This is a genomic window from Variovorax sp. RCC_210 (genome assembly GCF_041355175.1).
GTDB lineage: Bacteria > Pseudomonadota > Gammaproteobacteria > Burkholderiales > Burkholderiaceae_C > Variovorax.
This window is the reverse complement of the sequence record NZ_JBFUPJ010000002.1, coordinates 241,883-265,397: the sequence shown is the minus strand read 5'-3', so window position 1 is coordinate 265,397 and position 23,515 is coordinate 241,883. Positions and strand designations below refer to the sequence as shown.

General features: G+C 70.5%; 22 protein-coding genes and 1 pseudogene. 9 read left to right on the top strand and 14 right to left on the bottom strand.

The window, feature by feature from the left end; genetic code table 11:
- The first annotated feature begins 48 nt into the window (after nucleotides 1–48).
- From AB6807_RS09230 to AB6807_RS09215, 4 genes are all read left to right on the top strand, one after another.
- A complete protein-coding gene (locus AB6807_RS09230) occupies nucleotides 49–882 on the top strand; it encodes a pseudouridine synthase (RefSeq protein WP_116910214.1) in 834 nt (277 codons plus the stop codon).
- A gap of 107 nt (nucleotides 883–989) precedes the next feature.
- Nucleotides 990–1,646, top strand: coding sequence for a response regulator (locus AB6807_RS09225; RefSeq protein ID WP_371084335.1), 657 nt, complete (start codon nucleotides 990–992; stop codon nucleotides 1,644–1,646).
- A complete protein-coding gene (locus AB6807_RS09220) occupies nucleotides 1,643–3,028 on the top strand; it encodes a sensor histidine kinase (protein WP_371084334.1) in 1,386 nt (461 codons plus the stop codon). Before AB6807_RS09225 ends, AB6807_RS09220 begins: the two co-directional genes overlap by 4 nt.
- A gap of 167 nt (nucleotides 3,029–3,195) precedes the next feature.
- A complete protein-coding gene (locus tag AB6807_RS09215) occupies nucleotides 3,196–3,534 on the top strand; it encodes a hypothetical protein (protein WP_116910211.1) in 339 nt (112 codons plus the stop codon).
- A gap of 4 nt (nucleotides 3,535–3,538) precedes the next feature.
- On the opposite strand, the pseudogene AB6807_RS09210 reads toward AB6807_RS09215, so the two are convergent.
- Nucleotides 3,539–3,893 (bottom strand): annotated as a pseudogene (locus AB6807_RS09210) (aquaporin); the annotation flags it as partial.
- A 279-nt stretch (nucleotides 3,894–4,172) separates the two neighbouring features.
- On the opposite strand from AB6807_RS09210, the gene AB6807_RS09205 reads away from it, so the two are divergent.
- Complete coding sequence (locus tag AB6807_RS09205) at nucleotides 4,173–5,225, top strand: ABC transporter substrate-binding protein (protein WP_371084333.1); 1,053 nt, start codon at nucleotides 4,173–4,175, stop codon at nucleotides 5,223–5,225.
- 22 nt (nucleotides 5,226–5,247) lie between these two features.
- On the opposite strand, the gene AB6807_RS09200 is transcribed toward AB6807_RS09205, so the two are convergent.
- The 7 genes from AB6807_RS09200 to AB6807_RS09170 all read right to left on the bottom strand — a co-directional run bounded on the left by AB6807_RS09200 (nucleotide 5,248) and on the right by AB6807_RS09170 (nucleotide 11,599).
- Complete coding sequence (locus tag AB6807_RS09200; RefSeq protein ID WP_371084332.1) at nucleotides 5,248–5,781, bottom strand: hypothetical protein; 534 nt, start codon at nucleotides 5,779–5,781, stop codon at nucleotides 5,248–5,250.
- Between the two features lie 104 nt (nucleotides 5,782–5,885).
- Complete coding sequence (locus AB6807_RS09195; RefSeq protein WP_371084331.1) at nucleotides 5,886–6,542, bottom strand: hypothetical protein; 657 nt, start codon at nucleotides 6,540–6,542, stop codon at nucleotides 5,886–5,888.
- Nucleotides 6,542–7,441 carry a hypothetical protein gene (locus tag AB6807_RS09190; RefSeq protein WP_371084330.1) on the bottom strand — a complete coding sequence of 300 codons (900 nt, stop codon included), beginning with the start codon at nucleotides 7,439–7,441 and terminating at the stop codon, nucleotides 6,542–6,544. The genes AB6807_RS09195 and AB6807_RS09190 overlap by 1 nt, the downstream gene beginning before the upstream one ends.
- Nucleotides 7,438–7,908, bottom strand: a complete 471-nt coding sequence (locus AB6807_RS09185; protein WP_371084329.1) for a hypothetical protein — start codon at nucleotides 7,906–7,908, stop codon at nucleotides 7,438–7,440. Before AB6807_RS09185 ends, AB6807_RS09190 begins: the two co-directional genes overlap by 4 nt.
- 71 nt (nucleotides 7,909–7,979) lie before the next feature.
- Nucleotides 7,980–8,579 (bottom strand): hypothetical protein, encoded by a 600-nt coding sequence (locus AB6807_RS09180; RefSeq protein WP_371084328.1) that lies wholly within the window; start codon nucleotides 8,577–8,579, stop codon nucleotides 7,980–7,982.
- Nucleotides 8,572–9,183, bottom strand: a complete 612-nt coding sequence (locus AB6807_RS09175) for a hypothetical protein (RefSeq protein ID WP_371084327.1) — start codon at nucleotides 9,181–9,183, stop codon at nucleotides 8,572–8,574. Before AB6807_RS09175 ends, AB6807_RS09180 begins: the two co-directional genes overlap by 8 nt.
- Before the next feature lie 43 nt (nucleotides 9,184–9,226).
- Nucleotides 9,227–11,599, bottom strand: a complete 2,373-nt coding sequence (locus AB6807_RS09170; protein WP_371084326.1) for a carboxypeptidase-like regulatory domain-containing protein — start codon at nucleotides 11,597–11,599, stop codon at nucleotides 9,227–9,229.
- Between the two features lie 280 nt (nucleotides 11,600–11,879).
- Between AB6807_RS09170 and htpG the strand changes: the two genes are divergently transcribed.
- The 3 genes from htpG to AB6807_RS09155 all read left to right on the top strand — a co-directional run bounded on the left by htpG (nucleotide 11,880) and on the right by AB6807_RS09155 (nucleotide 15,718).
- Entirely contained in the window at nucleotides 11,880–13,916 is a 2,037-nt protein-coding gene (gene htpG / locus AB6807_RS09165) for a molecular chaperone HtpG (RefSeq protein ID WP_116910205.1), read from the top strand.
- The gene (locus AB6807_RS09160) at nucleotides 13,913–14,605 is read left to right on the top strand and encodes a hypothetical protein (RefSeq protein WP_371084325.1); all 693 of its coding nucleotides are present in this window, start codon (nucleotides 13,913–13,915) and stop codon (nucleotides 14,603–14,605) included. Before htpG ends, AB6807_RS09160 begins: the two co-directional genes overlap by 4 nt.
- 117 nt (nucleotides 14,606–14,722) lie before the next feature.
- Nucleotides 14,723–15,718, top strand: coding sequence for a Bug family tripartite tricarboxylate transporter substrate binding protein (locus AB6807_RS09155; RefSeq protein ID WP_371084324.1), 996 nt, complete (start codon nucleotides 14,723–14,725; stop codon nucleotides 15,716–15,718).
- 54 nt (nucleotides 15,719–15,772) lie between these two features.
- Here the strand turns inward: AB6807_RS09155 and AB6807_RS09150 are convergent, their stop codons facing one another.
- From AB6807_RS09150 to AB6807_RS09135, 4 genes are all read right to left on the bottom strand, one after another.
- Nucleotides 15,773–16,918: a hypothetical protein gene (locus AB6807_RS09150; protein ID WP_371084323.1), complete on the bottom strand. Its 1,146-nt coding sequence runs from the start codon at nucleotides 16,916–16,918 to the stop codon at nucleotides 15,773–15,775.
- 49 nt (nucleotides 16,919–16,967) lie between these two features.
- Nucleotides 16,968–17,729, bottom strand: coding sequence for a hypothetical protein (locus tag AB6807_RS09145; RefSeq protein ID WP_371084322.1), 762 nt, complete (start codon nucleotides 17,727–17,729; stop codon nucleotides 16,968–16,970).
- Nucleotides 17,719–18,732: a hypothetical protein gene (locus AB6807_RS09140; protein ID WP_371084321.1), complete on the bottom strand. Its 1,014-nt coding sequence runs from the start codon at nucleotides 18,730–18,732 to the stop codon at nucleotides 17,719–17,721. Before AB6807_RS09140 ends, AB6807_RS09145 begins: the two co-directional genes overlap by 11 nt.
- Before the next feature lie 72 nt (nucleotides 18,733–18,804).
- Complete coding sequence (locus AB6807_RS09135) at nucleotides 18,805–19,830, bottom strand: glycosyltransferase family 2 protein (protein ID WP_371084320.1); 1,026 nt, start codon at nucleotides 19,828–19,830, stop codon at nucleotides 18,805–18,807.
- Between the two features lie 105 nt (nucleotides 19,831–19,935).
- Between AB6807_RS09135 and AB6807_RS09130 the strand changes: the two genes are divergently transcribed.
- Nucleotides 19,936–21,285 carry a UDP-glucose/GDP-mannose dehydrogenase family protein gene (locus tag AB6807_RS09130; protein WP_371084319.1) on the top strand — a complete coding sequence of 450 codons (1,350 nt, stop codon included), beginning with the start codon at nucleotides 19,936–19,938 and terminating at the stop codon, nucleotides 21,283–21,285.
- On the opposite strand, the gene AB6807_RS09125 is transcribed toward AB6807_RS09130, so the two are convergent.
- Nucleotides 21,271–22,416, bottom strand: a complete 1,146-nt coding sequence (locus tag AB6807_RS09125; protein WP_116910199.1) for a CaiB/BaiF CoA-transferase family protein — start codon at nucleotides 22,414–22,416, stop codon at nucleotides 21,271–21,273. The two genes, AB6807_RS09130 and AB6807_RS09125, sit on opposite strands and share 15 nt — an antisense overlap.
- 105 nt (nucleotides 22,417–22,521) lie before the next feature.
- Nucleotides 22,522–23,514 (bottom strand): Bug family tripartite tricarboxylate transporter substrate binding protein, encoded by a 993-nt coding sequence (locus AB6807_RS09120; RefSeq protein ID WP_371084318.1) that lies wholly within the window; start codon nucleotides 23,512–23,514, stop codon nucleotides 22,522–22,524.
- Nucleotide 23,515: the final 1 nt, after the last annotated feature.

The following is a 23,515-nucleotide window of genomic DNA, read 5'->3' as shown; positions in this document are numbered from 1 at the left end:
GCTTGCGTTCAGGATAGCATCGGTGCCGCACATTGATCAAGCCCTCCGATGACCGAGCCTTCCAACTCCCCCCACGCGCCCGTGCGCCTCAACAAGCGCATGGCCGAGCTCGGCATGTGCTCGCGCCGCGAGGCCGACGAGTGGATCGCCAACGGCTGGGTGAAGGTCAACGGCAAGCCGGCCGAGATGGGCGTGAAGGTCACGCCCTCCGACCGCGTGGAGGTCGACAAGGCCGCCAAGGGCCAGCAGGCCAACCAGGTCACCATCCTCATCAACAAGCCCATCGGCTACGTGAGCGGCCAGGCCGAGGACGGCCACGAGCCCGCGGTGACGCTGTTCACCCCGCAGAACCGCTGGGCCGACGACAACGCGCGCTTCTTCTTCAGCCCCCAGCAACTGCGCGGCCTGGCGCCGTGCGGGCGGCTGGACATCGACTCCATCGGCCTGCTGGTGATGACGCAGGACGGGCGCATCGCGCGCCAGCTCATCGGCGAAGACTCGGTGATGGAAAAGGAATACCTGGTGCGCGTGGCCTACCACGGCCTGGGCCAGCCCGCGCCCCCGGGCCAGCTGGTGCGCATGGACGACGACGACCCCATCACCACCAACGTGCAGGCGGTGTTTCCGCCGGCCATGCTGGCCCGGCTGCGCCACGGCCTGAGCCTGGACGGCCAGGCGCTGAAGCCGGCGCGCGTCGAATGGCAGAACCCCGAGCAGCTGCGCTTCGTGCTCACCGAAGGCAAGAAGCGCCAGATCCGCCGCATGTGCGAGCTGGTCGGCCTGAAGGTGGTGGGCCTGAAGCGCGTGCGCATTGGCAAGGTCATGCTGGGCAACCTGCCCGTGGGGCAGTGGCGCTACCTGGGGCCGCACGAGAAGTTCTGAAAAGCCGGCTCAGGTTGCCTTAAGTCTGGGCAATTACGCTGCGCCCGGCGCAGGCACTTCCGATCATCCCGTTCGCGTGCTACCTTGCGGCCGAAGGAGACGCCGCCATGCGGGTACTGTTGGTGGAAGACGATGAAATGATCGGGCGCAGCCTGAAGCAGGCGCTCGAAGGCGCGGGCTGGTCCGCGGACTGGGTGCGCGACGGCGAGCTGGCGCAAAGCGCACTGGGCGACGGCGGCTACACCTGCGTGCTGCTCGACCTCGGCCTGCCCCGGCAGGACGGCACCGAGGTGCTGCGGCGGGCCCGCGAGCGCGGCGACGCCACCCCCGTGCTGGTGCTGACCGCGCGCGACGGCCTGGACGACCGCATCCACAGCCTCGACCTGGGCGCCGACGACTACCTGCTCAAGCCCTTCGAATTCCGCGAGCTGCTCGCGCGCATGCGCGCCGTGGTGCGCCGGCGCGACGGCGCCGCGCATTCGCTGGTGGGCGGCGGCGCGCTGCAGCTCGACCTGACCACGCGCGAGGTGGTGGTCAACGGCGCGCGCGAGGCGCTCACCGCGCGCGAGTTCGCGCTGCTGCATGCGCTGCTGGAGCGGCCCGGCGCCATCCTGTCGCGCGAACAGCTCGAAAACCGCATCTACGGCTGGGGCGAGGAAGTGACCAGCAACGCCATCGACGTGCTCATCCACGGCATGCGCCGCAAGCTGGGCGCGGACGCGATCCGCAACGTCCGCGGCCTGGGCTGGCGCGTGGCTGCATGAACGGCGCGGTGCGCGGCGCGGGCCGCTGGTGGCGGCCGCGTTCGCTGCGCACGCAGCTGCTGCTGTGGCTCATCACGCTGCACCTGGGAGCGGCCGTGCTCACGGCGTGGTTTTCTTTCGTGGCCTACGGCAACCTGGTGCACAACGCGCTGGACGACCAGATGCGCCTGGTGGCCGAGTCGTACGCGGGCAGCGACCCGCTGAAGCTGCCGCAGCCGATGGACGGCGAGGCCGCGTTCTCGCGCGGCGCCTTCATCGTGCAGATCTGGAGCGCCGACGGCGCCACGCTGCGCGCCACCTCGTGGCCGGTGCTGTCGGTGCCGCTGCAAAAAAGCCCCGGCTTCGGCGATGTGAGCACCGGCGCGCACGCGGGCTCCAGCTGGCGCGTGTTTACCGCCGAGCCCGGCCCGCGCGCCGACCAGCCGCGCGTGCAGGTGCTGCAGAACGAGGACTACCGCCGCCGCCGCGCCCTGCGCCGCGCGCTGCTCGAAGGCCTGCCCATCACGCTGCTGCTGCCGCTGGCGCTGCTGATCCTGTGGGTCATCGTGTCAGCCGCCTCGCGCTCGCTGCGCGCGGTGGCGCGCGACGTGGCCTCGCAGGACGAGCGCAGCCCCACCGAGCTTTCGCTGGCGCGCGTGCCCGACGAGATCGCGCCGCTGGTGGGCGCCTTCAACAACCTGCTGTCGCGCGTGCGCAGCGCCTTCGCCACGCAGCGCCGCTTCGTGCAGGACGCCGCGCACGAACTGCGCACGCCCATGGCCGCCATCGGCCTGCAGATCGAGAACCTGCGCGCGCACGTGCCGGCCGGCGAAGCCACCGAGCGCTTCAACCAGCTCGAGGCGGGCGTCACGCGCGCGCAGCACCTGATCGAGCAGCTGCTGCACCTGTCGCGCCAGGACGCGCCGCAAGGCAGCAACGCACGCGAGCGCGTGGACATCGAGGTGCTGCTGCGCGAGAGCGTGAGCCAGCTGATGGTGCTGGCCGATGCGCGCCGCGTGGACATCGGTTTCGAGAGCGAAGGCCGCATCGCCGCCGTGGTCTTCGCGCCCGCCGCCGAGCTGCGCAGCGTGTTCGACAACCTCATCGACAACGCGCTGCGCTATGCGCCCGAGGGCGGCGTGGTCGACGTGGCGCTGCGCCAGGTCGACGGCCACGTGGTGGTCGATGTGCTGGACAACGGACCCGGCATTCCGCAAGCCGCGATGGGCCGCGTGTTCGACCGTTTCTTTCGCGTGCCGGGCTCGGCCGTGGGCGGCAGCGGGCTGGGCCTGGCCATTGCGCGCACGGCCGCCGAGCGGCACGGATTGCGCATCGAGCTGTGCAACCGAAGCGACGGCCAGGGCCTGATGGCGCGGGTGCATTTGCCATCCTTGCCCACGTAGAGTGGGTAGAAACGAGCATGCCGGCCCGCGGCATCACTCACTCGCAGCTAAGTCTTCGCTCACCGTCCCCTCAGTCTGCGTGCCTAGAGTGCATCCAGGTCCTGCTACGGGCAGTTCGCCCGATGGCACGCGACCGGAGACAACCTGAACCCAGGAGAAGACACATCATGCGCACTTCCTTCAAGCTTCTTGCCGTTGGTTCCTTCGCTGCGCTGGCAGCCTTGGGCGCGGTCAACGCATCGGCCGAAACCATGGACGGCTCGGACTTTCATCCGCTGCAGATGAACTCGCCCGAACGCCCCGACGTGCAGGCCGGCGCCATGGCCGCCGCGCGCCCGACCGGCACCGAACCCGTCGGCCAGTCGACCAGCGCACCGGCAATGAACTCCACGCTGCCCGTGTCCGACATCCAGGCCGGCGCCTATGCCGCGTCGCACCCCACCGGCACCGAGCCGATCGGGCAATCGACGTCGCTGCCGATGGTGAAGTCGGGCACCGGCAGCTGACGCCTCAGTCGTCGTTGTTATTGCTGAGCAGTGCGCGGTAGATTGCCGCGCCGAGCAGCGCGCCCGCGATGGGCGCCACCCAGAAGAACCACAGTTCCGACAGCGCGGCCGGCGGCCCGAACAGCGCCGGGCCCGTGCTGCGCGTTGATCAGGAACACCGCTGTCATCACCACTTCGCACAGCAAGGCGGCCACGAGGCCGTACTTGCCGGGCGAGTGCTCGCCATAGCCGTCGGTGGCGTAGCCGCCGATGTCCGCGCCCGGCTAGCCCGTGGCGATGAGGTAGAGCACGCCGACCGCCGCGATGGCGCCGAGCACCTTCGCCACGATGTAGCCCACCAGCAGCGAGGCCTTGAAGCGGATCGCCGCAGCGCACGTCTTTCGCGCGATCGGAACCTGTTCACGGTTGTTGCGGCTTTGTAGATCCGCGCCCTTTCTCCGGGTTTTCGGACTGTGCTTTCCTTCACGCTTTTTCAGGGCGTGACGGCCGCCTTGCCCATCTTGCGGAAAGCGCAGCGCGCCAGGTCCCCGCACCTGACGCAGGTGCTGGCCGCGCGCTGGCGCGGGCGCTATCCTGCCGCTTCGCGCGCTTCAGGTCCACCGAAGCGCCGAGCCACCGAACGATAAGGAGACCCCTGCATGCACCGCTTCGCCTTCCGCCGCCTTGCCACCGGCGCGCTCATCGCCACGTGTGTGGCTGCCTCTGCCTTTTGGGGGGCGTCGAACGCCGCCGCGCAGGGCACGGTCAACGCGCTGTGCAGCACCGACGCGGGCTGGTGCGAAGCGGCCGCGACGGCCTTCACGCGCGAGACCGGCATCCGCGTGCTGCAGGCCCACAAGGGCACGGGAGAAATCGGTGCCCAGCTGCGCGCCGAGGCCGCCAACCCCAAGACCGACATCTGGTGGGGCGGCACCGGCGACCCCTTTCTGCAAGCGGCGGAACAGGGGCTGCTGGAGCCCTACCGGCCGGCGTACATCAACGACCTGTACGACTGGTCGGTGCGCCAGTACGCGATGTCGCAGAACATGGTGGGCGGCTTCTACACCAGCGCGATGGGCTTCGGCTTCAATACCGACGTGCTGCGCAAGAAGAAGCTGGCCGAGCCGAAGTGCTGGGCCGACCTGATCAAGCCCGAGTACAAGGGCGAGATCGAAATTTCGCACCCCGCCACCAGCGGCACGGCCTACACCATCATCGCGGGCCTGGTGCAGCAGATGGGCGAGGACGCCGCCTTCGACTACCTGAAGAAGCTGCACAGGAACGTCACCAGCTACACCCGCAGCGGCCAGGCGCAGGCGCCCAATGTGGCCAAGGGCGAGGTGGCGATCGGCGTGAGCTTCATCTTCGGTTTCGAAAAATGGCGCCACGACAAGTTTCCGGTGAAGACCGCCGCACCCTGCGAAGGCACGGGCTACGAGGTGGGCGGCATCGCGCTGGTGAAGGGCGCGCGCAACAAGGACAACGCCAGGCGCTACTACGACTGGCTCATGAGCCCCGCGGGCCAGTCCATCGGCGCGAAGGCCGGCAGCCTGCAGTCGCCGGCCAACAAGACCTTCAAGCCCGACGCGCGCATTCCGTCGATGGCCGACGTGAAGCTCATCAAGTACGACTTCGAGAAATACGGCAAGGCCGACGAGCGCAAGCGCCTGATCGACCGCTGGACGCGCGAAGTCGAGTCACAACCGCGCTAGGGCTCGCCCCAGGCTAGGCGCTTCAGGACGTGCAGGCCTTGTTGTGCGAGGCGTGCATGCCCTTGGCCTTGGCGTCGGCCTCGCTCAGGTACTCGCCCTTCTTGGTCTTGCCGTAGTAGCGGTCGCCCATGCAGTGGTAGACCTTGGTCTCGTCGTTGGCCCACACCTTGCCCGCGCCGCCGCCCGGAGCGGCCGCCATCTTGGTGAGGTCGGGCGCGCCGGGGGTGCGGGTGGCGGTGCCGGTGCTGGGGGCCACGCCGGTCTTGTCGACGCTGGCGGACTGGGTTTCCACGGCGGGAGCGGCTGCTGCCGTTGCGCCAGGTGCCGCAGCCGCGCCAGCCGCCGTTTTTCCGTACCAGGTCTTGATGCCCTTGTGCCCGCGGCAGGCGCCGGACTTGGTATCGGGCGAGGCGTAGCTGTCGTCCTTGCACTGCACGGTGGTGCCGGCGGGGGCGCCGGCGGGCGGCGCCGTCTGGGCCTGGGCCTGCACCTGCGCGGTCAGCGCGGCCAGGCCGAGGCAGGCGGCGATCCACAGCGTGCGGGGGGTGTTGTTCATGCAAAGCTCCTGATGGTGAAGGGAAAGATCCACGCCGGAGCTTTGGGGCGCGATCCCAGCGGCAGCTGACTTGGAGGGGGCGATTCGGCCCGATCTGCGTTCGATCAGGGCGAGCTGGCCGTGAAAGTGACCTGCCCGAGGTAGGTGCCCGCCGGGCGCGGCGTGAGGTTGGCGTACGAGAAGGTCCAGGTCGCGGTCTGCAGCGTCACCAGGGTGCCGAAGGCGGTGGGCGTCACATTCACCGGCGCCCCGGTTCCCGTGTTGGGAATGACCGGCGCCGGCAGCGCGGTGCTGCTGCTCGCCACCGTGATCTCCGACATGGGAATGGTGTTGGCGCTGCTGGTGTTGGTGAGCGGCGTGCTCACGGTGGCGCGCAGGCTCACCTGGCCGCCGTTGCTGCGCACTTCCACCGGCAGCTGCACGCCGCCCGCCGGCGACACCGCGAAGGTCGGCGCGCCGCCGCTCCAGTTGGCGGCCGTGTTGTTGGCCGCCACCGCGGGCGTGGTCGGCCCGCCGGGGATGGTGGGCGCGAGCGTGAACGCGGCGGTGTCGATGGTGCCGCTGGGCGTGGGCCACGCGCCGGTGCCGAGCCGGAAGAACACGAACTTGTCGATGTTGACGGTGAACTTCAGCCGCGCCGTGGCCGGCACGCCGAGGCCGGTGGTGGTCGACTGCTCGGCCTGCGCAAGCCGCCCTTCGTTCGCCGCGCCCGCCGCCACGGCGCACAGCGCCAGCACGCGAGCGAGGCGAGCCTGCCGCATCAGCGGAACTCCGCGTTCACCTTGAAGCCGCCTTTCTCCCAGTCGAGCGTGCCGGCGGCCTTCAGCGGGTACACGGGCGCGGGTGCCTTGCCGTCGCTTGCGGCCTTGGGGCTCAGCGGAATCAGCCGCGTCTGGCCCGGCAGCACGGGCGTGCCCTCGGGCACCATCTCGAAGCGGGCGCCCGCGGCATCGGTCGCGTCCAGGCTGCCGTCGAGGCGGCCATGGGCGTCGCCGGTGTTGCTCACCGTGACGTAGGGCGTGCGCTGGCCGCGCACGTCGCGCGTGCCGACCTGGCTCAGCGTGAGCTTGGGTTCGGCGCCGTTGAGCAGCACGTACACCGCCACCGCGATGCGCCCCGTCACTGGCAGGCTCAGGCTGGCGCCGCCCTGGCCGATGGCCGCGCGGTAGGCCGGCTCCACGCCCTCGATGGCGAGCATGAAGCGGCACTCGCCGCGCGGCGCGTCGGCCGGCGGCTCGATCTGGAAGCGGAAGCTCGTCTTGCCGCGCGCGGGCACCTTCACCGTCTTGCGCTCCAGCAGCACCCAGGGGCGGCAGCTGCCGGGCTGCAGCGCGTCGAGGTAAGAGATTTCGCCCTCCGGCGAGTAGCCCCAGTCGAGCGTGCGCACCGACACCTCGGTCGGCGCGAGGCCCACGTTGTGGATGTCCAGCGACTGGCCCAGCCGGGCGCCGCTCTTGGCGGACAGCTCGAAGCGCGACGGCATGATCGCGATTTCGAACGGCGCGGCCTGGGCGACGGACGAAGCGAAAAGGCCCGCAACCAGAGCCGCGATCAGAGCGGCGATCGGAGCCCCCATCAGGCCGGGCGTGGCGAAGCGGGGCGCCGGTGCCCCGGCTGCCAGCGCGAAAGGCAGGCGCGTGCGGAAAAGCAGTCGTGTCATGGCAATGTCTCGATCTCGAAATAAGCCTCGAAGCCCAGCGGCATGCCGCGCGACAGCCGCACCTCGCGCGCATCGACCTGCCAGCTCAGGTCCAGCGCCTCGGTCATCCAGGCATCGCGCACCGTGCCGCTCCACACCGGCACCCGGTCGCCGGGGCGGCCGCTGCCGCTGGCGAACAGGCCGTTGGTGCGCCAGCTCACCTGCAGCCCGGCGGGCGAGCGCAGGCCCGGCACGGCCATCGGCAGCACGTAGTAGATGCGCGCCTGGCGGCCCACATAGCGCGCCGTGGCCAGCCGGTACTGCACGCGCCCGAAGGCGATGCGCACGATGGGGGATGCGTTGCCCGGCGCCGTCACGGGGGCGTTGTCGTCGCTTTGCGCGCGCACCTGCGCGCTCGGCGACGTGGAGTCGTCCAGCCGCTCGACCAGCGCCATCGCCACACCCGGCACGAGTGCGATGCCTGCCATGCACGCGAGCAGACGGCGGCTTCTGGATGCGCAAGAGGCGGGCACGGGGTGGCGGTGGGCGCGCATCGTCGTCACAGCATCGTGGCCGTGAAGCTCACCGTGCCGCTGTAGCTGCCCGCGGGGTACACGGTGGTGTTGGCGTACTGGAAGCTCAGCGTGTTCGCCATGAAGCGGGTGTCGCCGTTGACCAGCAGGATGGTGGCGGTCGCGCCGTCGAAGCTGGCCAGCGTCTGCGTCGAGCCGCTCACGAAGCTGCCGTTCTGGATGTCGCCCTGGGTGGGGTTGGTCCGGTCGGTCGAAACCCAGCTGATGTCGCTGAACGGAATGACGTTGGCGCCGCAACTGCTCGCCGTGGTGCAGGTGAGCCCGACCGGCACGGTGGCCGTGAGCGTCACCGGCCGGTTCTCCACCAGCAGCCGCGCCGGCCGCGCCGGGCTCACGCGGATGGTGATCTGCTGCGAGCCCGCCAGCGCGGTGCCCGTGGCCAGGCCCGCGTTGGTGCCGGTGGCGTTGAACACCACCTCGTCGATGGCCGCGACCGAACCCACCTGCAGCGTGATGCCGTAGGCCGCGGAAGAGGTGGGCGCATAGGTGAACACCGCGTCCGCGCGCGGCGCCAGGCCGGCGAGCAGCGCGAGCGCCACCGCCGCCGCGCGCAGCGGCTCAGACACTGGTCGCGGTGTAGGTGATGGTGGTGGTGTAGGTGCCCGGCGTCCAGGTGAGGGCCGTGCCGGTCAGCGAGAAGGTCCAGGTGCCCGTGGCCACCGTGGACGGCACGAAGGTGCTCGCCGCGGCGCCCGTGGCCACCAGCGTGGCGCCGCCGGGGTGCGCCAGGCCCGCGCCGGAGGTCACGCCGATGTTGGTGAGCGCGGGGCCGCCGGTGGGCGCGAAGGCGGCCGCGGTGTAGGTGAGGGAACCGCCGCCCGAGCTGTTGGTCCATGCCGACACCGGCACCGCCGCCGGGTTGGTCACCGTGCCCAGCGTGGGTGCGGTGCCGTCCCAGTTGGCCGCCTGGTTGTTGCCGGCCGTGATGGCGGGCGCGGTGGCCCAGGTGATGGGCGCGGTCCAGTTCAGCGTGTCGCCGGTGCCCGTTTGCGTGCCCACGCGCAGCAGGATCAGCTTGGGCACCGTCACGCTCAGGTTGAGGTGGGCCTGGGCCGTGACGGCGGGCGTGCCGGTGCCGTAGCCGTACTGGCTTTCGGCCAGCGCCAGGCCGGCGGCCGTGGCCAGGGCGGCACCGGCGGCCACGGTGAGCAGTCTCGGGTGGTGTCTCATCTCGGTTTCCTTTGCATTGCGGTGGAACGAACAAGAAAGGTGGTCATTGGCCGACCTTGATCACGGGGACCGACAGGCTGGCCTGGCCACGCAGCGGAACATCGACGCTCGCGCCCGCATCGCGCGCCGGCCCCCAGGGCAGCGGCACGGTGTCGGGCGTGAGGGTGAGCTGGTGGCGCCCGGTGGTCACCAGCGGAAACTCGAAGCGGCCGTCGCGGTCGGTCGTGGCGCGGTAGCGGCCGTCGAGCAGCACCTCGACGTTGGCGACGCCGCCTTCGCCGATCTGCGGCTGGCCGTCGTTGTTCGCGTCGAAGAACACGCGGCCCGTCACGCTGCCGCCGCCGGCGTTGCCGGTGCGCGCGCCGGCGGTCTGGTAGCCGGTGCCCGAAGAGCCTTCCCAGCGCAGGTACACGTACACGGTCTTGTCGTTGGTGCGAAACAGCGAGGGCGTGTTCAGCGCAACCGGCACGGTGGTGGCGCGCGCCTGGTTCAGGTTGGCCGAGATGCCCGCGCGCCAGCCGGGTGCCAGGTCTTTCTCGGCGCCGACCATGCCCGACAGCCCGCGGCTGGTGTACAGGCCGCCGTGCTGCGAGGTGTAGCGCAGGTTGCCCGTCACGCTGAAGCCGCTGGCGAGCCAGAAGCGGAACTGCGCGCCCGCCGTGGGGTAGTGGCGCACGCTGCCGCTGCTCTGGTCGCGCGCGTAGCCGAGCGTGGTGGTGAGCTCGGGCCGCAGGGTCTCGTAGCGCCCGCCGATCCAGTCCTGCTCCCACTGCAGCTCCTGGCCGGTGGCCGTGCCGTCGCCGATCACGATGGCCTCGTTGCGCCGCACCGAGAAATTGAAGCGGCTGCGCGGCCAGTCGAAGAAGCGCGTTTGATAGAAGGCGTTGGCGTACAGGCTTCGAAAGCGGCTGCCCTGGCCGGCGCTGCCCGCCACGTTGTCGCCCACACCGCGATCGAGCGTGGTGCCATTGACCGTGGTGCCTTCGTAGCGCGTCTGCATCAGGTTCAGGCTGCCGCCGAAGGAGGTGTTGCGGTCCACCAGGTACTGGAAGTTGCCGCTCGCGCCCGCGCGCCGGTAGCCGAACACGTTGAAGCTGTCGTTCGGCGCCGCGCGCTCCAGGTCCAGCGCCGCGCCCCAGTTCAGCTGGTTGTCGCTGCGGTCGATGCGCCAGTACGCGCCGCGCGTGCCGGTGGTGAGCGGCTGGTCGCCGAAGTGCAGCTGCGGCCGCGCCGCGTACGCGCCCACCTCGTGGCGGTAGGCGCCGGTGCGCGCGCTGGCCTCCACGAAGAGCCCTTGCGAGCTGCCCGTGGCCACGCCAGGCGTGGTCGATTGGACGCGGCTGCCCACCAGCGTGGCGCGCGCCCGCAGGTCGCCGTCGCGCAGCAGCTCGCTGCCGTAGCCGATGGAGGTGGCCCAGCTGGAGACGTCCTTGCGGCCGAAGCCCTGCGCGGTGACCGGGTCGAAGTAGTAGGCCGGAATGTCGCGCGCCTGGTCGAGCTGGAACGACGCGAACCACGGGTCGCCCAGCCGCCGGGTCACGCCGAGCCAGCCGAGCGTGCCCTGGCTCTTCTCGAAGCCCGGGTAGGGTCCGCCGGTGAGGTTGCCGCGCTCGCCGAAGCCCGCGCGCACGTCCAGGTCGGTGCTGAAGATGCGCGTCGACGCGCCGCGCACCGTGGTCGAGCCGAGCGAAAGCCGGTAGTTGCGCGCCAGACCGTCGGTGAGCTCGCTGTAGATGTCGCCCACCGCGCTGTCGGCGAAGGTCTGGGTGGTCAGCGGAAAGCCGAGGTTGCGCAGCGTGAAGCGCCCGCTCGTGGCATCGCGCGCATAGCCCAACGAGCCGATGCCGCCACCGCCCAGAAAACTGTCTCCGCTCAGGTGCCGCGCGTCGGCCTGCAGCACGAACTCGCCGTAGTTGAGCGTCTCGCGCCGGTATTCCAGGCGCTGGCCGAACTCGGTGGCGCGCTGGCGGCGGTAGCCCGTGGTGGTGGCGTCGCCGAAGCCGATGCGGCTTTCCACCAGCCAGGCGCGAAAGCCCTGAGGTTGCTCGGCTTGAGGTTCGGCTTCGCTGCCACCGCCCGTGTCCACGCTCATGAAGCGGTCTTCATAAGCCTTGGGCGCGGCGTCGATGAGCGCCTTCAGCCGCGCCTGCTCCGCCTGCGCACGGTCGATGGGTTCGATGCGCGCGTCAGCCACGAGCGGGGCGGCCGGCGCCGCGGGGTTGCGGGGGGCGGTGGTCGTCTGCGCATGCGCGCACGACAGCGAGGCCAGGGCGGTTGCGCATCCCAGCCACGCGTGGGCAAGGCAGGGCAGGCAGGGTAACCCTGGGAACCCCGAGAGGCCCTGCACGGGCGCCCGGGCCACGCGCGGAGGTACCGCGGCGGGAGCTGCCGCGATCCACAGTGTCACTCGATTCATCAAACGACATCCCTGTTTTCCCGGGGCGTTGCCACCCTGTTCCGAATCGAAGATCAGGATATTTCAGAACTGTCATCTACGGTAACTTTTGATGTCACCGTGGGTATCGTCCGACGAGAGCGTTGGTTTTTGTCCTTCAGCATTGCGCAAAATGCGAGCTTTCGAATTCGTCGCCTTCTTGATGAAGTCGAAGGACCTCCCCATCTGACGCGCTGGTGCGGCGTAACCTCCGGGACGCCTTGCCGGCTTAGAATTTTTTGGCTTCGACATTTCTTATTCCATGGCTGACTCCTCCAATACCAAACTCCCGTTCCAGGCCGAAGTCGCGCAACTGCTGCACCTCGTCACGCATGCGCTGTACTCGAACAAGGAAATCTTTCTTCGCGAGCTGATCTCGAACGCATCGGACGCCTGCGACAAGCTGCGCTTCGAGGCGCTCGACCATCCCGAGCTGTACGAAGACCAGCCCGAGCTCGACGTTCGCCTGAGCTTCGACAAGGCCGCGCGCACGCTCACCATCACCGACAAGGGCATCGGCCTGTCGCGCCAGGAGGCCATCGACAACCTCGGCACCATCGCCAAGAGCGGCACCAAGGACTTCATGAGCAAGCTGAGCGGCGACCAGAAGGCCGACGCGCAGCTCATCGGCCAGTTCGGCGTGGGCTTCTACTCGGGCTTCATCGTGGCCGACAAGATCTCGGTCGAGTCGCGCCGCGCGGGCCTGCCCGCAGAGCAAGGCGTGCGCTGGGTCAGCGGCGGCGCGGGCGACTTCGAGGTGGCCGACATCACGCGCGCCGCGCGCGGCACCAGCATCACGCTGCACCTGCGCGACGATGCCGACGAATACCTCAACGCCTGGAAGCTCAAGCAGATCGTCGGCAAGTACTCCGACCACATCTCCCTGCCCATCCTGATGGAAAAGGAAGAGTGGAAGGAAGGCGAGAACGACCAGCCCGGCGACATGGTGAAGACCGGCGAGTGGGAAACCGTCAACAAGGCCAACGCCCTGTGGAGCCGTCCCAAGAAGGACATCAGCACCGAGCAGTACGAAGAGTTCTACAAGAGCATCAGCCACGACTTCGAGGCGCCCCTGGCCTGGAGCCACAACCGCGTGGAAGGCAGCACCGAGTACACGCAGCTGCTCTACATTCCGGCCAAGGCGCCGTTCGACCTGTGGAACCGCGAGAAGAGCGCGGGCGTGAAGCTGTACGTGAAGCGCGTGTTCATCATGGACGACGCCGAGGCGCTGATGCCCAGCTACCTGCGCTTCGTGAAGGGCGTGATCGATTCGGCCGACCTGCCGCTGAACGTGAGCCGCGAGCTGCTGCAGGAAAGCCGCGACGTGAAGGCCATTCGCGAAGGCAGCACCAAGCGCGTGCTCGGCATGCTCGAAGACCTGGCGAAGAAGCAGAAGACCGGCCCTGAAAGCAGCGAAGGCAAGATCGACGTGGGCTCGGGCGAATCGGTGCCCGCGCCCGAGCCGACCGAGGCCGTGACGGACGTGGTCGACAAGAACGCGCCCACCGCCGCCGAAGCCGCCGCGGCGCACGCCGACGAATCCGGCAAGTACGCCAGGTTCTACGCCGAGTTCGGCGCGGTGCTGAAGGAAGGCCTGGGCGAGGACATGGGCAACCGCGACCGCATCGCCAAGCTGCTGCGCTACGCCTCCACCACCACCGACACGGTGAGCGTGAGCTTCGCGGACTACAAGGCTCGCATGAAGGACGGGCAGGACGCCATCTACTACATCACCGCCGACACGCTGGCCGGCGCCAAGAACAGCCCGCAGCTCGAGGTCTTCAAGAAGAAGGGCATCGAGGTGCTGCTGATGACCGACCGCGTGGACGAGTGGGCGCTGAACTACCTCAACGAGTTCGACGGCACGCCGCTGCAAAGCGTGGCCAAGGGCGCGGTCGACCTGGGCAAGCTGCAGGACGACGACGAGAAGAAGGCCGCCGAGCAGGCCGCCGAGTCGTTCAAGCCGCTGCTGGAGAAGCTCAAGGAAGCGCTCAAGGACAAGGCCGACGACGTGCGCGTGACCACCCGCCTGGTCGACTCGCCCGCCTGCCTGGTGGTGCAGGACGGCGGCATGAGCACGCAGCTCGCGCGCATGCTCAAGCAGGCCGGCCAGCCCGCGCCCGAGCTCAAGCCGGTGCTCGAGGTGAACGCCGAGCATCCGCTGGTGAAGAAGCTCGAAGGCTCCGCGCACTTCGACGACCTGGCGAACATCCTGTTCGACCAGGCGCTGCTGGCCGAAGGCGGCCTGCCGGCCGATCCCGCGGCCTATGTGAGGCGCGTGAACGCGCTGCTGGTGTGACGCCGCGGCCGCGCGTCGTCCGTGGTGCGGCCCTGGCTTCGGCCGGGCTGGTGTTGCTGATGGCGGGCGGCTGCTCGCACTACCACGTGGGCATTCCGCTGGTGCCCGGGCTCTCGCTGGGGCTCGGCGCCACGAAGGACGGCAATTTTTCCGTCGGCCTGAACACCGGCTTCGGCCCGCTGGGCGCGGGCGTGGCGGTGAACAACGGCGGGCAGGTGACCGGCTCGGCCGGCGCCGCTGTCGGCGTGGGGCCGATGAGCACCGGGGTCGGCAAGGGCGCGGTGCTGTACGACCCGAAGACGGCGCCGGTCGCACCGGCCGCACCAGCAGTTGCGGGTGGTGCGCCCGTTGCGGGCGGTGCAGTGGCCGCGGCGACGCCGGTGGCTCCGGCAACCCCGGCTCCGGCAGCCACGCCGGTGCGCTATTCGACGCCCGCCGATCCCTTCACACCCATCGCCGCCGCAGCGCCAGCGACGACGGCGCCAGCGGCACCTATCGCGCCGCCGGCGCGTGCCACGGCCCCGGCCAGGGCACCGCTGGTCAAGATCACGCGCCCGCCGCCGCAGCCTCCCATGCCGGCGACACCCGCGGTGAACGTCAGCTACCGCACCCCTGCTGTCGCCGCTGCCGCGGCCTCCGCGCGCGATGCCGGCAGCCCCGGTTCCCCGGGCAACCCCATCGCCCCCTGACCGGGCGGCCATCCACCCCCCGTCCCCCGTTCGCAAGGACAAGGCCGCGCCGCGAGCAGGGCGGCCTGCTGTCGGCCTAACATGGCGGCTCCTTCTCCTTCGGAGACCGACGCCCCCATGACCCGCAGACCGCTGCTGCTGCAACTCCTGGCGCTGGCCGCCCTGGCCGCCACGGCGCTGCCCCGCGCGGGCAAGGCGCAGTTCGCCTCCTCCGTCTATCCCGTCAAGCCCATCCGCTGGATCGTGCCGTACCCGGCCGGTGCCGGCGCCGACATCGTGGCGCGCACCATCGGCACGCAGCTGGCCATCGACGCGGGCCAGCCGGTGCTCATCGAGAACCGAGCCGGCGGCAACACGGCGCTGGGCGCCATCGAGGCCGCCCGCGCCGCCGCCGACGGCTACACCTTGCTGTCGGCCGACAACGGCATGCTGGTGTTCAACCCCGCGCTGTACCGCAACCTCAGCTACAACCCGTCGCGCGACTTCGCCCCCGTCACCCTGCTGGGCCGGTTGCCCATGGTGATGCTGGTCGGCCCGTCCAGCGGCCAGAAGGACGCCAAGGCCTTCATCGAGGACGCGCGCGCCTTCCCCGGCAAGGTGAGCTTCGCCTCGGCCGGCACCGGCAGCCCGCAGCACCTGGCCATGGAGCTGCTGGAGCGCGAAGCCGGGCTGGAGATGGTGCACGTGCCCTACCGCGCCGCCGCCCCCGCCCTGGCCGACGTGGCCGGCGGCCAGCTGCCCGTGATGATGTGCGACCTGGCCGCCTCGCGCCGCTTCATCCAGAGCGGCAAGCTGCGCGCGCTGGCCGTGGCGCACCCGCAGCGGCTGAAGGAGCTGCCCGGCGTGCCCACCTTCGCCGAGCTCGGCATGCCGCGCGTGGAGGCCGCCGCGCTCATGGGCCTGGTGGTGCCGGCCAGCACCCCGGGCGAACTCGTGTCGCGGCTGCAGCAGTCGGTGGCCAACGCCATCCACAACCCGGCCGTGCAGCGCAAGCTGGCCGAGTTCGGCGTCGAGCCCGTGGGCGACGCACCCAGCCAGTTCGCGGCGCTGCTGCAGGGGGAGTCGGCCCGGTGGCATCCGCTGATCCGGGACCTGAACCTCACGCTGGATTAGCAGGGCTTCTGCTTGCGCAGGGGCTGGTTCGAACGGCCGCAGTCGGCGGCCTGCTCACCCGTCCCGAAGGACTTGCTCGCCCGTCACACGCTCCGCGCCCGCAAGCCGGGATAGCAGCGCAGTCCAATGCCCGAGCCGATCGACAGCGCCCTGCCGGCCTTCGTCGGCATTTCCGGAACCCGCCGGCAGGGCCAGCAGTTCCCCGGCAGCAACAGCCACTGCCCGCGCGAACTTCGCTGTGTCGCCACGCCACACCACCACGCGGTGCGTCAGGCCGAGCTGCGCCGCGCGCCCCGCGTTGATGGCCTGCTCGGGCTGGTCCGTCAGCAGCAGCAGGATCGGCTTCCGGTAGACCGACGCGATCGACAGCGCCGCCATGCCCGGCGCCGAGACGATGAACGCGCTGTGCGCCGCCGCCTCGATCCAGTGCTCATCCCGCGCGTGCCAGTGCGCGCGCTGCGCATAGCCCTCGCCGACCAGGTGCGCGGGCACGCCCGCGTCGGCCAGGCCCTGCTCCAGGCCGTCCGCGAGCGCCGCGTCCTTGAAGTGCGGGTTCAGGTACACGGCCGCCACGCGGCGCGCCGCATCGCTGTGGTCCACCGCATCGACCACCGCGACCGGCGTGGCCAGCCGATGGCGACCGTGGCCGTCGTGCCGGGGCTCGCCGTACGCGAAGTCGTGCTCGATGCGCGCGCGGCTGCGGTCGATCTGCCACGCCACGATGCCGCCGAACAGCCTGGCGACCGGGCCCGGCATGCGGCCCTTGAAGTTGGTTTCGAGCGCGCGCCGCAAGCTCGCGCCGTACACATGCACCACCTTGCGCCGCCAGAACGGCAGCCAGCCCATCAGCAGCAGCGCGGGGTGGAACGAGTCGTTCACCACCAGGTCCGCATGGCGGAAATGCGCGCTCAGCGTGCCCACGTCGCGCAGCATGCGCCCGGGGTGGAACATGTAGTGCGCCACGTTGCGGTCGGTCTCGCGGCGCAGCATGTTCTGCTGCGCGTCGAACTGCACCGCGTAGTGGCGCGAGAGCACCGGCGCGTCGATGCCGAAGCCCGCCAGAAAGCGCGCGCCCTCGTCGGACGTGGTGAGCACCTGCACCTGCGCGCCGGCCGCGCGCAGCGCATGCGTGAGCAGCTGCGCGCGCATCAGGTGGCCGCGCGCGTCCGCGGTCGCGAGGTAGAGGATGCGCGGGGGCATCGGCGCGGGGGTCAACTGGCGCGCGTCACTTGCAGGCACTTGGCAGGTGTCACGCGTGCACGGGCCGCGCCGCGCCGGGGCGCAGCCGCAAGGCCACGCCGGCGAGCCACATGCCCAGCGCACCGGTCACGCCGAAGCCGCGCTCGGTGTCGCGCACCTCGCCCATCAGCTGCGCCAGCCGCGCCTGCTCGTGCGGCGCCACGCAGCGCTGCAGCGTGTGGCTGCACAGCCGGATGTGGCGGTCTTCGTCGGCCAGCACGCGCGTGAGCAAGGGGTGCAGCGCATGCTGCTCGCCGATCAGCGCGCAGTGGCGCTGCAGGATGCGCGAGGCCATCTGCTCGGCCGCCAGGCCGATGGCATAGGCCGGCACCAGCCCGCCCTGCGCAAAGTGCGGCGCATGGCGGCGAATGAGCGCCTGCCAGCGCGCGAGCTTGCGGCGGCTGAACCAGTCGGGACGCGGCGCTTCTTCGGGCGACGCCGCGGCCTGCGCGCTGCCGCCGCGTTCGAGGATGGCCTGCGCGAACAGGCGCGCATGCAGCTGCTCGTCGGCCAGGTGCTGGTCGAGCTGGCGCACCAGCCAGTCGGGCGGGGCGATGCGCAGCTCGCGCTGCAGCGCCTGCTCCGAAGACTCTTCACCCACCAGGTAGAAGCGCAGCAGCAGCATCTCGCCCGCGTTGCTCGCATGCAGCTGGCGCAGCGCAGCGCGCTTCACGTGGTGCACCAGGCGCGCCTGCAGCGCCGGCCAGCCGCGCAGGGGCGGCGGCATGAGGCAGTCGAAGCCGGGTGCGATGGAAGGGCGTTCAGCGTCCATCGGCCTTCGCCTGCGGGCTCGCGGGCTGCTGCTGTTGCTGCCAGCCCAGCACCAGCCCGATGAAGCTGTCCTGCAGGAACGCGCGCGCCGCCGCGTCGGCGCCGGCGAACTCGCGCTGCTGCCCGTCGTAGCGCACATAGCCCTTGCCGTTGGCAGCGCCCAGCACCAGCTTCTCGTTCTTGTGGAAGCCGCGCTGCAGCAGCGGTTGCAGCAGCGACTGCTGTTCGAGCCCGTACAGGAACAGGTCGCGCTGCACCACCTGGCGCGGGATCTTGCCGCTGAGCGCCTGCAGCTCCAGCGTCCAGTTGCCCTGCCGCATGGCGTCGGCCAGCTCGCGGCCCTTGGCGCCGGGCGCGCGAAAACGCGCGCGCGCCACCGACTTCGAAGCCTTGCTCAGCCCCAGGCCGATGGTGATGTCGGCGTCCTTGGCGCCGTCGGTGCGGTTGTCGTCCACCTGCACCAGCACGTTGGCCAGGCGCGCGGTGAGCGACGGCTTGGCCAGCGCCTCGACCACCTGGTCGGCGGAGAGCAGCACGCGGTCGGTGCCGGCGTCGTTCACCACCACCTGGTAGGGGTCGATGCGGATGTCGCTGAACTCGTCGCCGAGGGGCGAATGCGCATGGCTGCTCACCGACCACTCGGTGCCCGAGCGGCTCAGCAGCGCATGAAAGGTGAGCGGCACGCGCTGGCCGCTGCGCGCCTGGCCGGAGCCCTGCAGCAGCACGTCGCCGACGATGGTTTTTTCCGCATAGCTGCGCGTGTTGGCGAAGCGGATGGTGTGCGCGGCGCCGTCGAGCGCGGCGCGGGTGTCGGCGTCGTCCAGCGCGAGGCGGTTGCAGTCGTTGCCGGCGCCCGCGAGCGCGGCGAAGGGGCAGCCCGCGTCGGACCTGAAGTTGAAGACGCCGCGGCCGGCGAAGTCGGCGGCATGGGCGAAGGCGCAGGCGCCGGCGAGCGCGAGGCCCAGCGTCAATCGGTGGCCGATGAAGGAGGAGCGAATGTGCATGGTCTGGTCTTGTTGTTCTTCTGCGGGAGATGCCGTCAAGTGCAGCGAAAGGCTGTGAATTTCGAGACGGGCTCAGGGCCGGTGGTACGACAGCGCCTGCGCATCCGCGTTGGTGCGCCCCGTGGTGTGCCAGCCGATGCCGCGCGCGAATGCGCCCAGCATGTCGACCGCCGAGAACCCGAGGATCAGCGCCACGCCCGCCAGCCAGCGCAGCCCGCGCAGGGGCGGCAGGTCCTGGTGGTTCAGCGCCTTCACGCTGAAGCCCAGCCGCGTGAACAGCACGGCCAGCGGCCCGATCGGACCGCTCCTGGCCAGCCACTGCCAGCGCGGCGATACATAGCTGCGCAGCAGGTGCGGCGTGAGCGAATAGGTGTCCTGCCCGCGCATCCAGCGCAGCTTGAGCGCCTCGGCGCGCGTGTCGGGCAGGCGGTGCTCGGTGTGGGCGGCCGCGGCGTAGTGGATGGGCACGCCCGCCGCCTTCAGCCGCATGCCCAGTACCTGGCAGTGCGCGCGGTACACGCCGTCCAGTGCCTGGTAGCTGTGCTGCGCGAACACCTCGCGGCGAAAGGCCACGTTGTTCGCGTAGAAGTTGCTCGTGGCGCCGGCATGGTCGGCGTTGGGGAAGTACATGAAGTCGATGGTGGTCAGCGCCGTGCCCACCACGTTGGCCGCGTAGCTGGTGCGCCCGGCCACCACGGCGGGGGCGTCGGCCCGCGTGAACGGCAGCAGCATCTGCAGCAGCCAGTCGTCGTCGGGCAGGCAGTCGGCGTCGGCGAACACCACGTGGGTGCAGCGCTGCGCGTCGGTGGCCTCGAAGCCGACGTTCTTCGCGTCGTAGTAGCCGGTGGTGGTGTCGATGCGCACGAACTCGACCGGTCGGCCGGCGAGCGCGCTCACGGCCTCGCAGGTGGCGGGGCTGAAGCCGTCGTGCGTGACGATCACCTGCGCCAGCGCGGTGAGCGGCAGCTTCTGCTTCGCCAGCAACGCGACCAGGCGCTGCAGGCTGGTGCTGGCCTTTGCCTCGGCATCGGCTCCGCCGCGCAGGTTGTTGGTCTCCAGGACCAGCGCGCAACGCGCGGCAACTTGATCGGGCATCATCGAATTTTCCTGTCCGGACATTGTTTTGAAGGCTTCCATCCTGCTTTTATCGCACAACCGCGCCGGCGACCAGTGCGCCACATCAAGCGCGCCGAGGGCATGGTCATGAAAGTCAGCCTCTTCGGCGCCGGCTACGTCGGCCTGAGCTTCGCCGCCACCCTGGCCGAGGCCGGCCACGAGGTGCTGTGCGCCGACGCCGACCTGGCCCGCATCGAGGGCCTGCAGCGCGGCCTGGTGCCCCTGCACGAACCGGAGCTGGACGCGCTGGTGGCCGCCGGCCTGGCCGCCGGCACGCTGCGCTTCACCCCCGACGCGCACGCGGCCTGCGAGCATGGCGAGGTGATCTTCATCGTGGTGAACACGCCCGCCGACGCACAGGGCCGCGTCGACCTGCGGCATGTGATGGCGGTGGCCGCGGGCATCGGCCGGCACCGCGACCGCGAGGCGCTGGTGGTGTGCAAGTCGACCGCGCCCGTGGGCACCGCCGACCAGGTCGAGGCCGTGCTCGCCGGCGAGCTCGCGCAGCGCGGCGCGCGGCACCGCATCGCCGTGGCGGTGAACCCCGAGTTCCTGCGCGAAGGCTCGGCGGTGCGCGACTGCCGCGCGCCCGATCGCGTCGTGATCGGTTCGCAAGACCCGTGGGCCATCGCGCTGCTGGCCCGGCTCTACGAACCCTTCGTTCAAGACCCGAAGCAGCTGCTGGTGATGGACCGCCGCTCCGCCGAGCTCACCAAGTACGCCGCCAACGCGATGCTGGCCACGCGCATCAGCTTCATGAACGAGATGGCGCGCGTGGCGGAGCAGGCGGGCGCCGACATCGACAGCGTGCGCCGCGGCATCGGCGCGGACCGGCGCATCGGCCCCGACTTTCTGCAGGCCGGCGCCGGCTACGGCGGCTCCTGCCTCTCGAAGGACGTGCGCGCGCTGAAGCACGCGGCCGAGCGCGGCGGCCACGCGCTGCGCATCCTGTCGGCGGTGGAAGCGACCAACCACGAGCAGAAGGGCCGCCTCTTCGAGCTGATGACGCACCACTTCGAAGGCCGCATCGCGGGCAAGACCATCGCCGTGTGGGGCCTGGCCTTCAAGCCCGACACCGACGACATGCGCGACGCGCCCAGCCTGGTGCTGCTGGAGCGGCTGTGGGCGGCCGGCGCGCGCGTGCAGGTCTACGACCCGGCGGCGATGACGGCGGCGCGCGACATCGTCGGCGAACGCGCCGAACGTGGCGATGTGCGCTGGTGCGGCACGGCCGACGAGGCGCTGCAGGGCGCCGACGCGCTGGCGCTGGTCACCGAGTGGCCGGAGTTTCGCGCGCCCGATTTCGCGCGCATCGCGCAGGCGCTGCGCACGCCGGCGCTTTTCGACGGCCGCAACGTGTACGACGCGGCGCAGGTCGAGGCCGCGGGCATCGCGTACTACGGCATCGGCCGCGGCCGGTCGTCAATGCGGCGTTGAAGCGTCGGGGCCGGTGGGCAGGAAGGCATCGCCCGGCGTCAGCGGCGCATGCCGATAGCTGGCCGGCGTGCGGCTGAGCTTCACCGGCGCGCCGATGCCGCGGTAGCCGCCCGGCATGTCGACCACCATCTCGCGGTGCAGCGTGTGCGGGTGCTGCAGCGCGGCATCGACCGGCAGCACGGGCGCGGCGGGCACGCCGGCGGCCATGAGTTGCTCGACCAGCGCGCGGCCGTCGAACGCGGCCATCGCGGCCTCCAGCTGCTGCTTGAGCCCGGCTCGGTTCACCGAGCGCGCACCGGCGCTGCGGTAGAGCGGGTCGTCCGACAGGGCGGGCAGGCCGATGCAGCGGCACAGGCTTGCAAACTGGCGGTCGTTGCCCACGGCGACGAACACGGGGTCGGTGCCGGTGGCGAGCGCGTCGTAGGGGTAGATGTTGGGGTGCGCGTTGCCGGTGCGGCGCGGCGCGGTGCCGTCCATGAACCAGTTGGCGGCATGCGGGTGCAGCAGCGAAAGGCCGCTGTCGTACAGCGCGGCTTCCACGAACTGGCCGCGCCCGCTGCGGTTGCGCTCCTGCAGGGCGAGCAGCACGCCGATGACGGCGTTCAGCCCGGTCACCATGTCGACCACCGGTAGGCCCACGCGCAGGGGGCCGCCGTCGGCCTCGCCGTTGATGCTCATGATGCCGGTCATGGCCTGCACGGCGGCGTCGTAGCCGGGCAGCGCCCCCAACGGACCGTCGGCGCCAAAGCCCGACACGCGGCACCACACGAGCCGCGGAAAGCGTTGCGACAGCGTCTCGTAGCCGATGCCCCAGCGTTCCATGGTGCCGGTCTTGAAGTTCTCGATGAGCACGTCGGCTTCGGCCACCAGCGCGAGCAGTGCGTCGCGGCCTTCTTCGGTCGAGAAGTCCAGGTGCTGCACGCGCTTGTTGCGGTTCAGCCCGTGGTAGTACGAGGCCACGCCCTCCTTGAAGGGCGGGCCCCAGGTGCGCGTGTCGTCGCCCTGCGGCGGCTCGACCTTGAGCACGTCGGCGCCGTGGTCACCGAGGATCTGGCCGCAGTAGGGGCCGCCGAGGATGCGGGAGATGTCGAGGACGCGGATGCCGGCGAGGGCGCCTTGGGGGTGGGTCATTGCTTGTGTTCCGTGATTTGCGTTGCGTTGCTTTGTTCAGGGCGGTTGAACAGGCCGCCGGGTCGTGGCCGATCAACGATCGCGCGCTGAACGACCACGGTCGAATCAGTCCAGCTGCGCCCCGGACTTCTGCACCACGTCCTTCCACTTCACGGATTCGCTGCCAATGAACTGCCCGAGCTTCTGCGGCGAGGTATCGGCCGGCGCTTCCAGTCCTTGGGACGCGAACATCTGCTTCACCTTGGGTGAGTTCAGCACCTCCGCGAACGCATGGTTGAGCTTGGCGATGCGGTCGGCGGGGGTGCCGGCCGGGGCGACGATGCCGAAGAACACGCTCACGTCGTAGCCCTTGTAGCCCTGCTCGGAGATGGTGGGCACGTCGGGCAGCGCCTGCGAGCGCGCGACGGTGGCCACGCCCAGCGCGCGCAGCTTGCCGGCCTTGACGTAGGGCAGGGCGGTGAGGATGTCGGTGAAGGTCATGCTCACCTGGTTGCCCAGCAGGTCGTTGAGCGCGGGGCCCGTGCCCTTGTAGGGAATGTGCTGCAGGTCGGTGCCGGCCACGGAGTTGAAGAGCACGCCCGCCAGGTGCGACGACGCGCCGTTGCCCGACGAGGCGTAGCTGAGCTTGCCCGGGTTGGCCTTGGCATAGGCCACGAGCTCGGGCACGTTCTTCACCGGCAGCGCCGGGTTCACCACCAGGATGTTGGGCAGGTAGCCGACCTGGATGACGGGCGCGAAGCTCTTCACCGGGTCGTAGTTGATCTTGCGGTACAGGCTCTTGTTGATGGCCAGCGGGCCCGAGGTGCCGAACATGAGCGTGTGGCCGTCGGCCTCGGCGCGCGCGACGTACTCGGCGCCGATGTTGCCGCCCGCGCCGGCGCGGTTCTCCACGATCATGGGCTGGCCGAGGCGGTCTTTCATCTCGGCGGCCAGCGTGCGCGCCATGGCGTCGGTGGGACCGCCGGGCGGAAAGGGAATGACCAGCGTGAGCGGCTTGGAGGGGAAGGCGTCGGCTGCTTGCACGGCGGGGACCGCGGCGGGCAAGGCGTTGAGCACGGTGGCGGCGCAGGCGGCCAGCAGGAAGGTCGAGCGTTTCAAG

Coding starts and splice junctions, on each gene's coding strand:
- AB6807_RS09215 (WP_116910211.1), top strand. CDS start 3,196: ATGCGCACTTCCTTCAAGCTTCTTGCCGTTGGTTCCTTCGCTGCGCTG.
- AB6807_RS09190 (WP_371084330.1), bottom strand. CDS start 7,441: ATGACACGACTGCTTTTCCGCACGCGCCTGCCTTTCGCGCTGGCAGCC.
- AB6807_RS09170 (WP_371084326.1), bottom strand. CDS start 11,599: ATGAATCGAGTGACACTGTGGATCGCGGCAGCTCCCGCCGCGGTACCT.
- AB6807_RS09145 (WP_371084322.1), bottom strand. CDS start 17,729: ATGGACGCTGAACGCCCTTCCATCGCACCCGGCTTCGACTGCCTCATG.
- AB6807_RS09175 (WP_371084327.1), bottom strand. CDS start 9,183: ATGAGACACCACCCGAGACTGCTCACCGTGGCCGCCGGTGCCGCCCTG.
- AB6807_RS09225 (WP_371084335.1), top strand. CDS start 990: ATGCGGGTACTGTTGGTGGAAGACGATGAAATGATCGGGCGCAGCCTG.
- htpG (WP_116910205.1), top strand. CDS start 11,880: ATGGCTGACTCCTCCAATACCAAACTCCCGTTCCAGGCCGAAGTCGCG.
- AB6807_RS09155 (WP_371084324.1), top strand. CDS start 14,723: ATGACCCGCAGACCGCTGCTGCTGCAACTCCTGGCGCTGGCCGCCCTG.
- AB6807_RS09230 (WP_116910214.1), top strand. CDS start 49: ATGACCGAGCCTTCCAACTCCCCCCACGCGCCCGTGCGCCTCAACAAG.
- AB6807_RS09150 (WP_371084323.1), bottom strand. CDS start 16,918: ATGCCCCCGCGCATCCTCTACCTCGCGACCGCGGACGCGCGCGGCCAC.
- AB6807_RS09125 (WP_116910199.1), bottom strand. CDS start 22,416: ATGACCCACCCCCAAGGCGCCCTCGCCGGCATCCGCGTCCTCGACATC.
- AB6807_RS09135 (WP_371084320.1), bottom strand. CDS start 19,830: ATGATGCCCGATCAAGTTGCCGCGCGTTGCGCGCTGGTCCTGGAGACC.
- AB6807_RS09220 (WP_371084334.1), top strand. CDS start 1,643: ATGAACGGCGCGGTGCGCGGCGCGGGCCGCTGGTGGCGGCCGCGTTCG.
- AB6807_RS09185 (WP_371084329.1), bottom strand. CDS start 7,908: ATGGCAGGCATCGCACTCGTGCCGGGTGTGGCGATGGCGCTGGTCGAG.
- AB6807_RS09130 (WP_371084319.1), top strand. CDS start 19,936: ATGAAAGTCAGCCTCTTCGGCGCCGGCTACGTCGGCCTGAGCTTCGCC.
- AB6807_RS09205 (WP_371084333.1), top strand. CDS start 4,173: ATGCACCGCTTCGCCTTCCGCCGCCTTGCCACCGGCGCGCTCATCGCC.
- AB6807_RS09195 (WP_371084331.1), bottom strand. CDS start 6,542: ATGCGGCAGGCTCGCCTCGCTCGCGTGCTGGCGCTGTGCGCCGTGGCG.
- AB6807_RS09200 (WP_371084332.1), bottom strand. CDS start 5,781: ATGAACAACACCCCCCGCACGCTGTGGATCGCCGCCTGCCTCGGCCTG.
- AB6807_RS09140 (WP_371084321.1), bottom strand. CDS start 18,732: ATGCACATTCGCTCCTCCTTCATCGGCCACCGATTGACGCTGGGCCTC.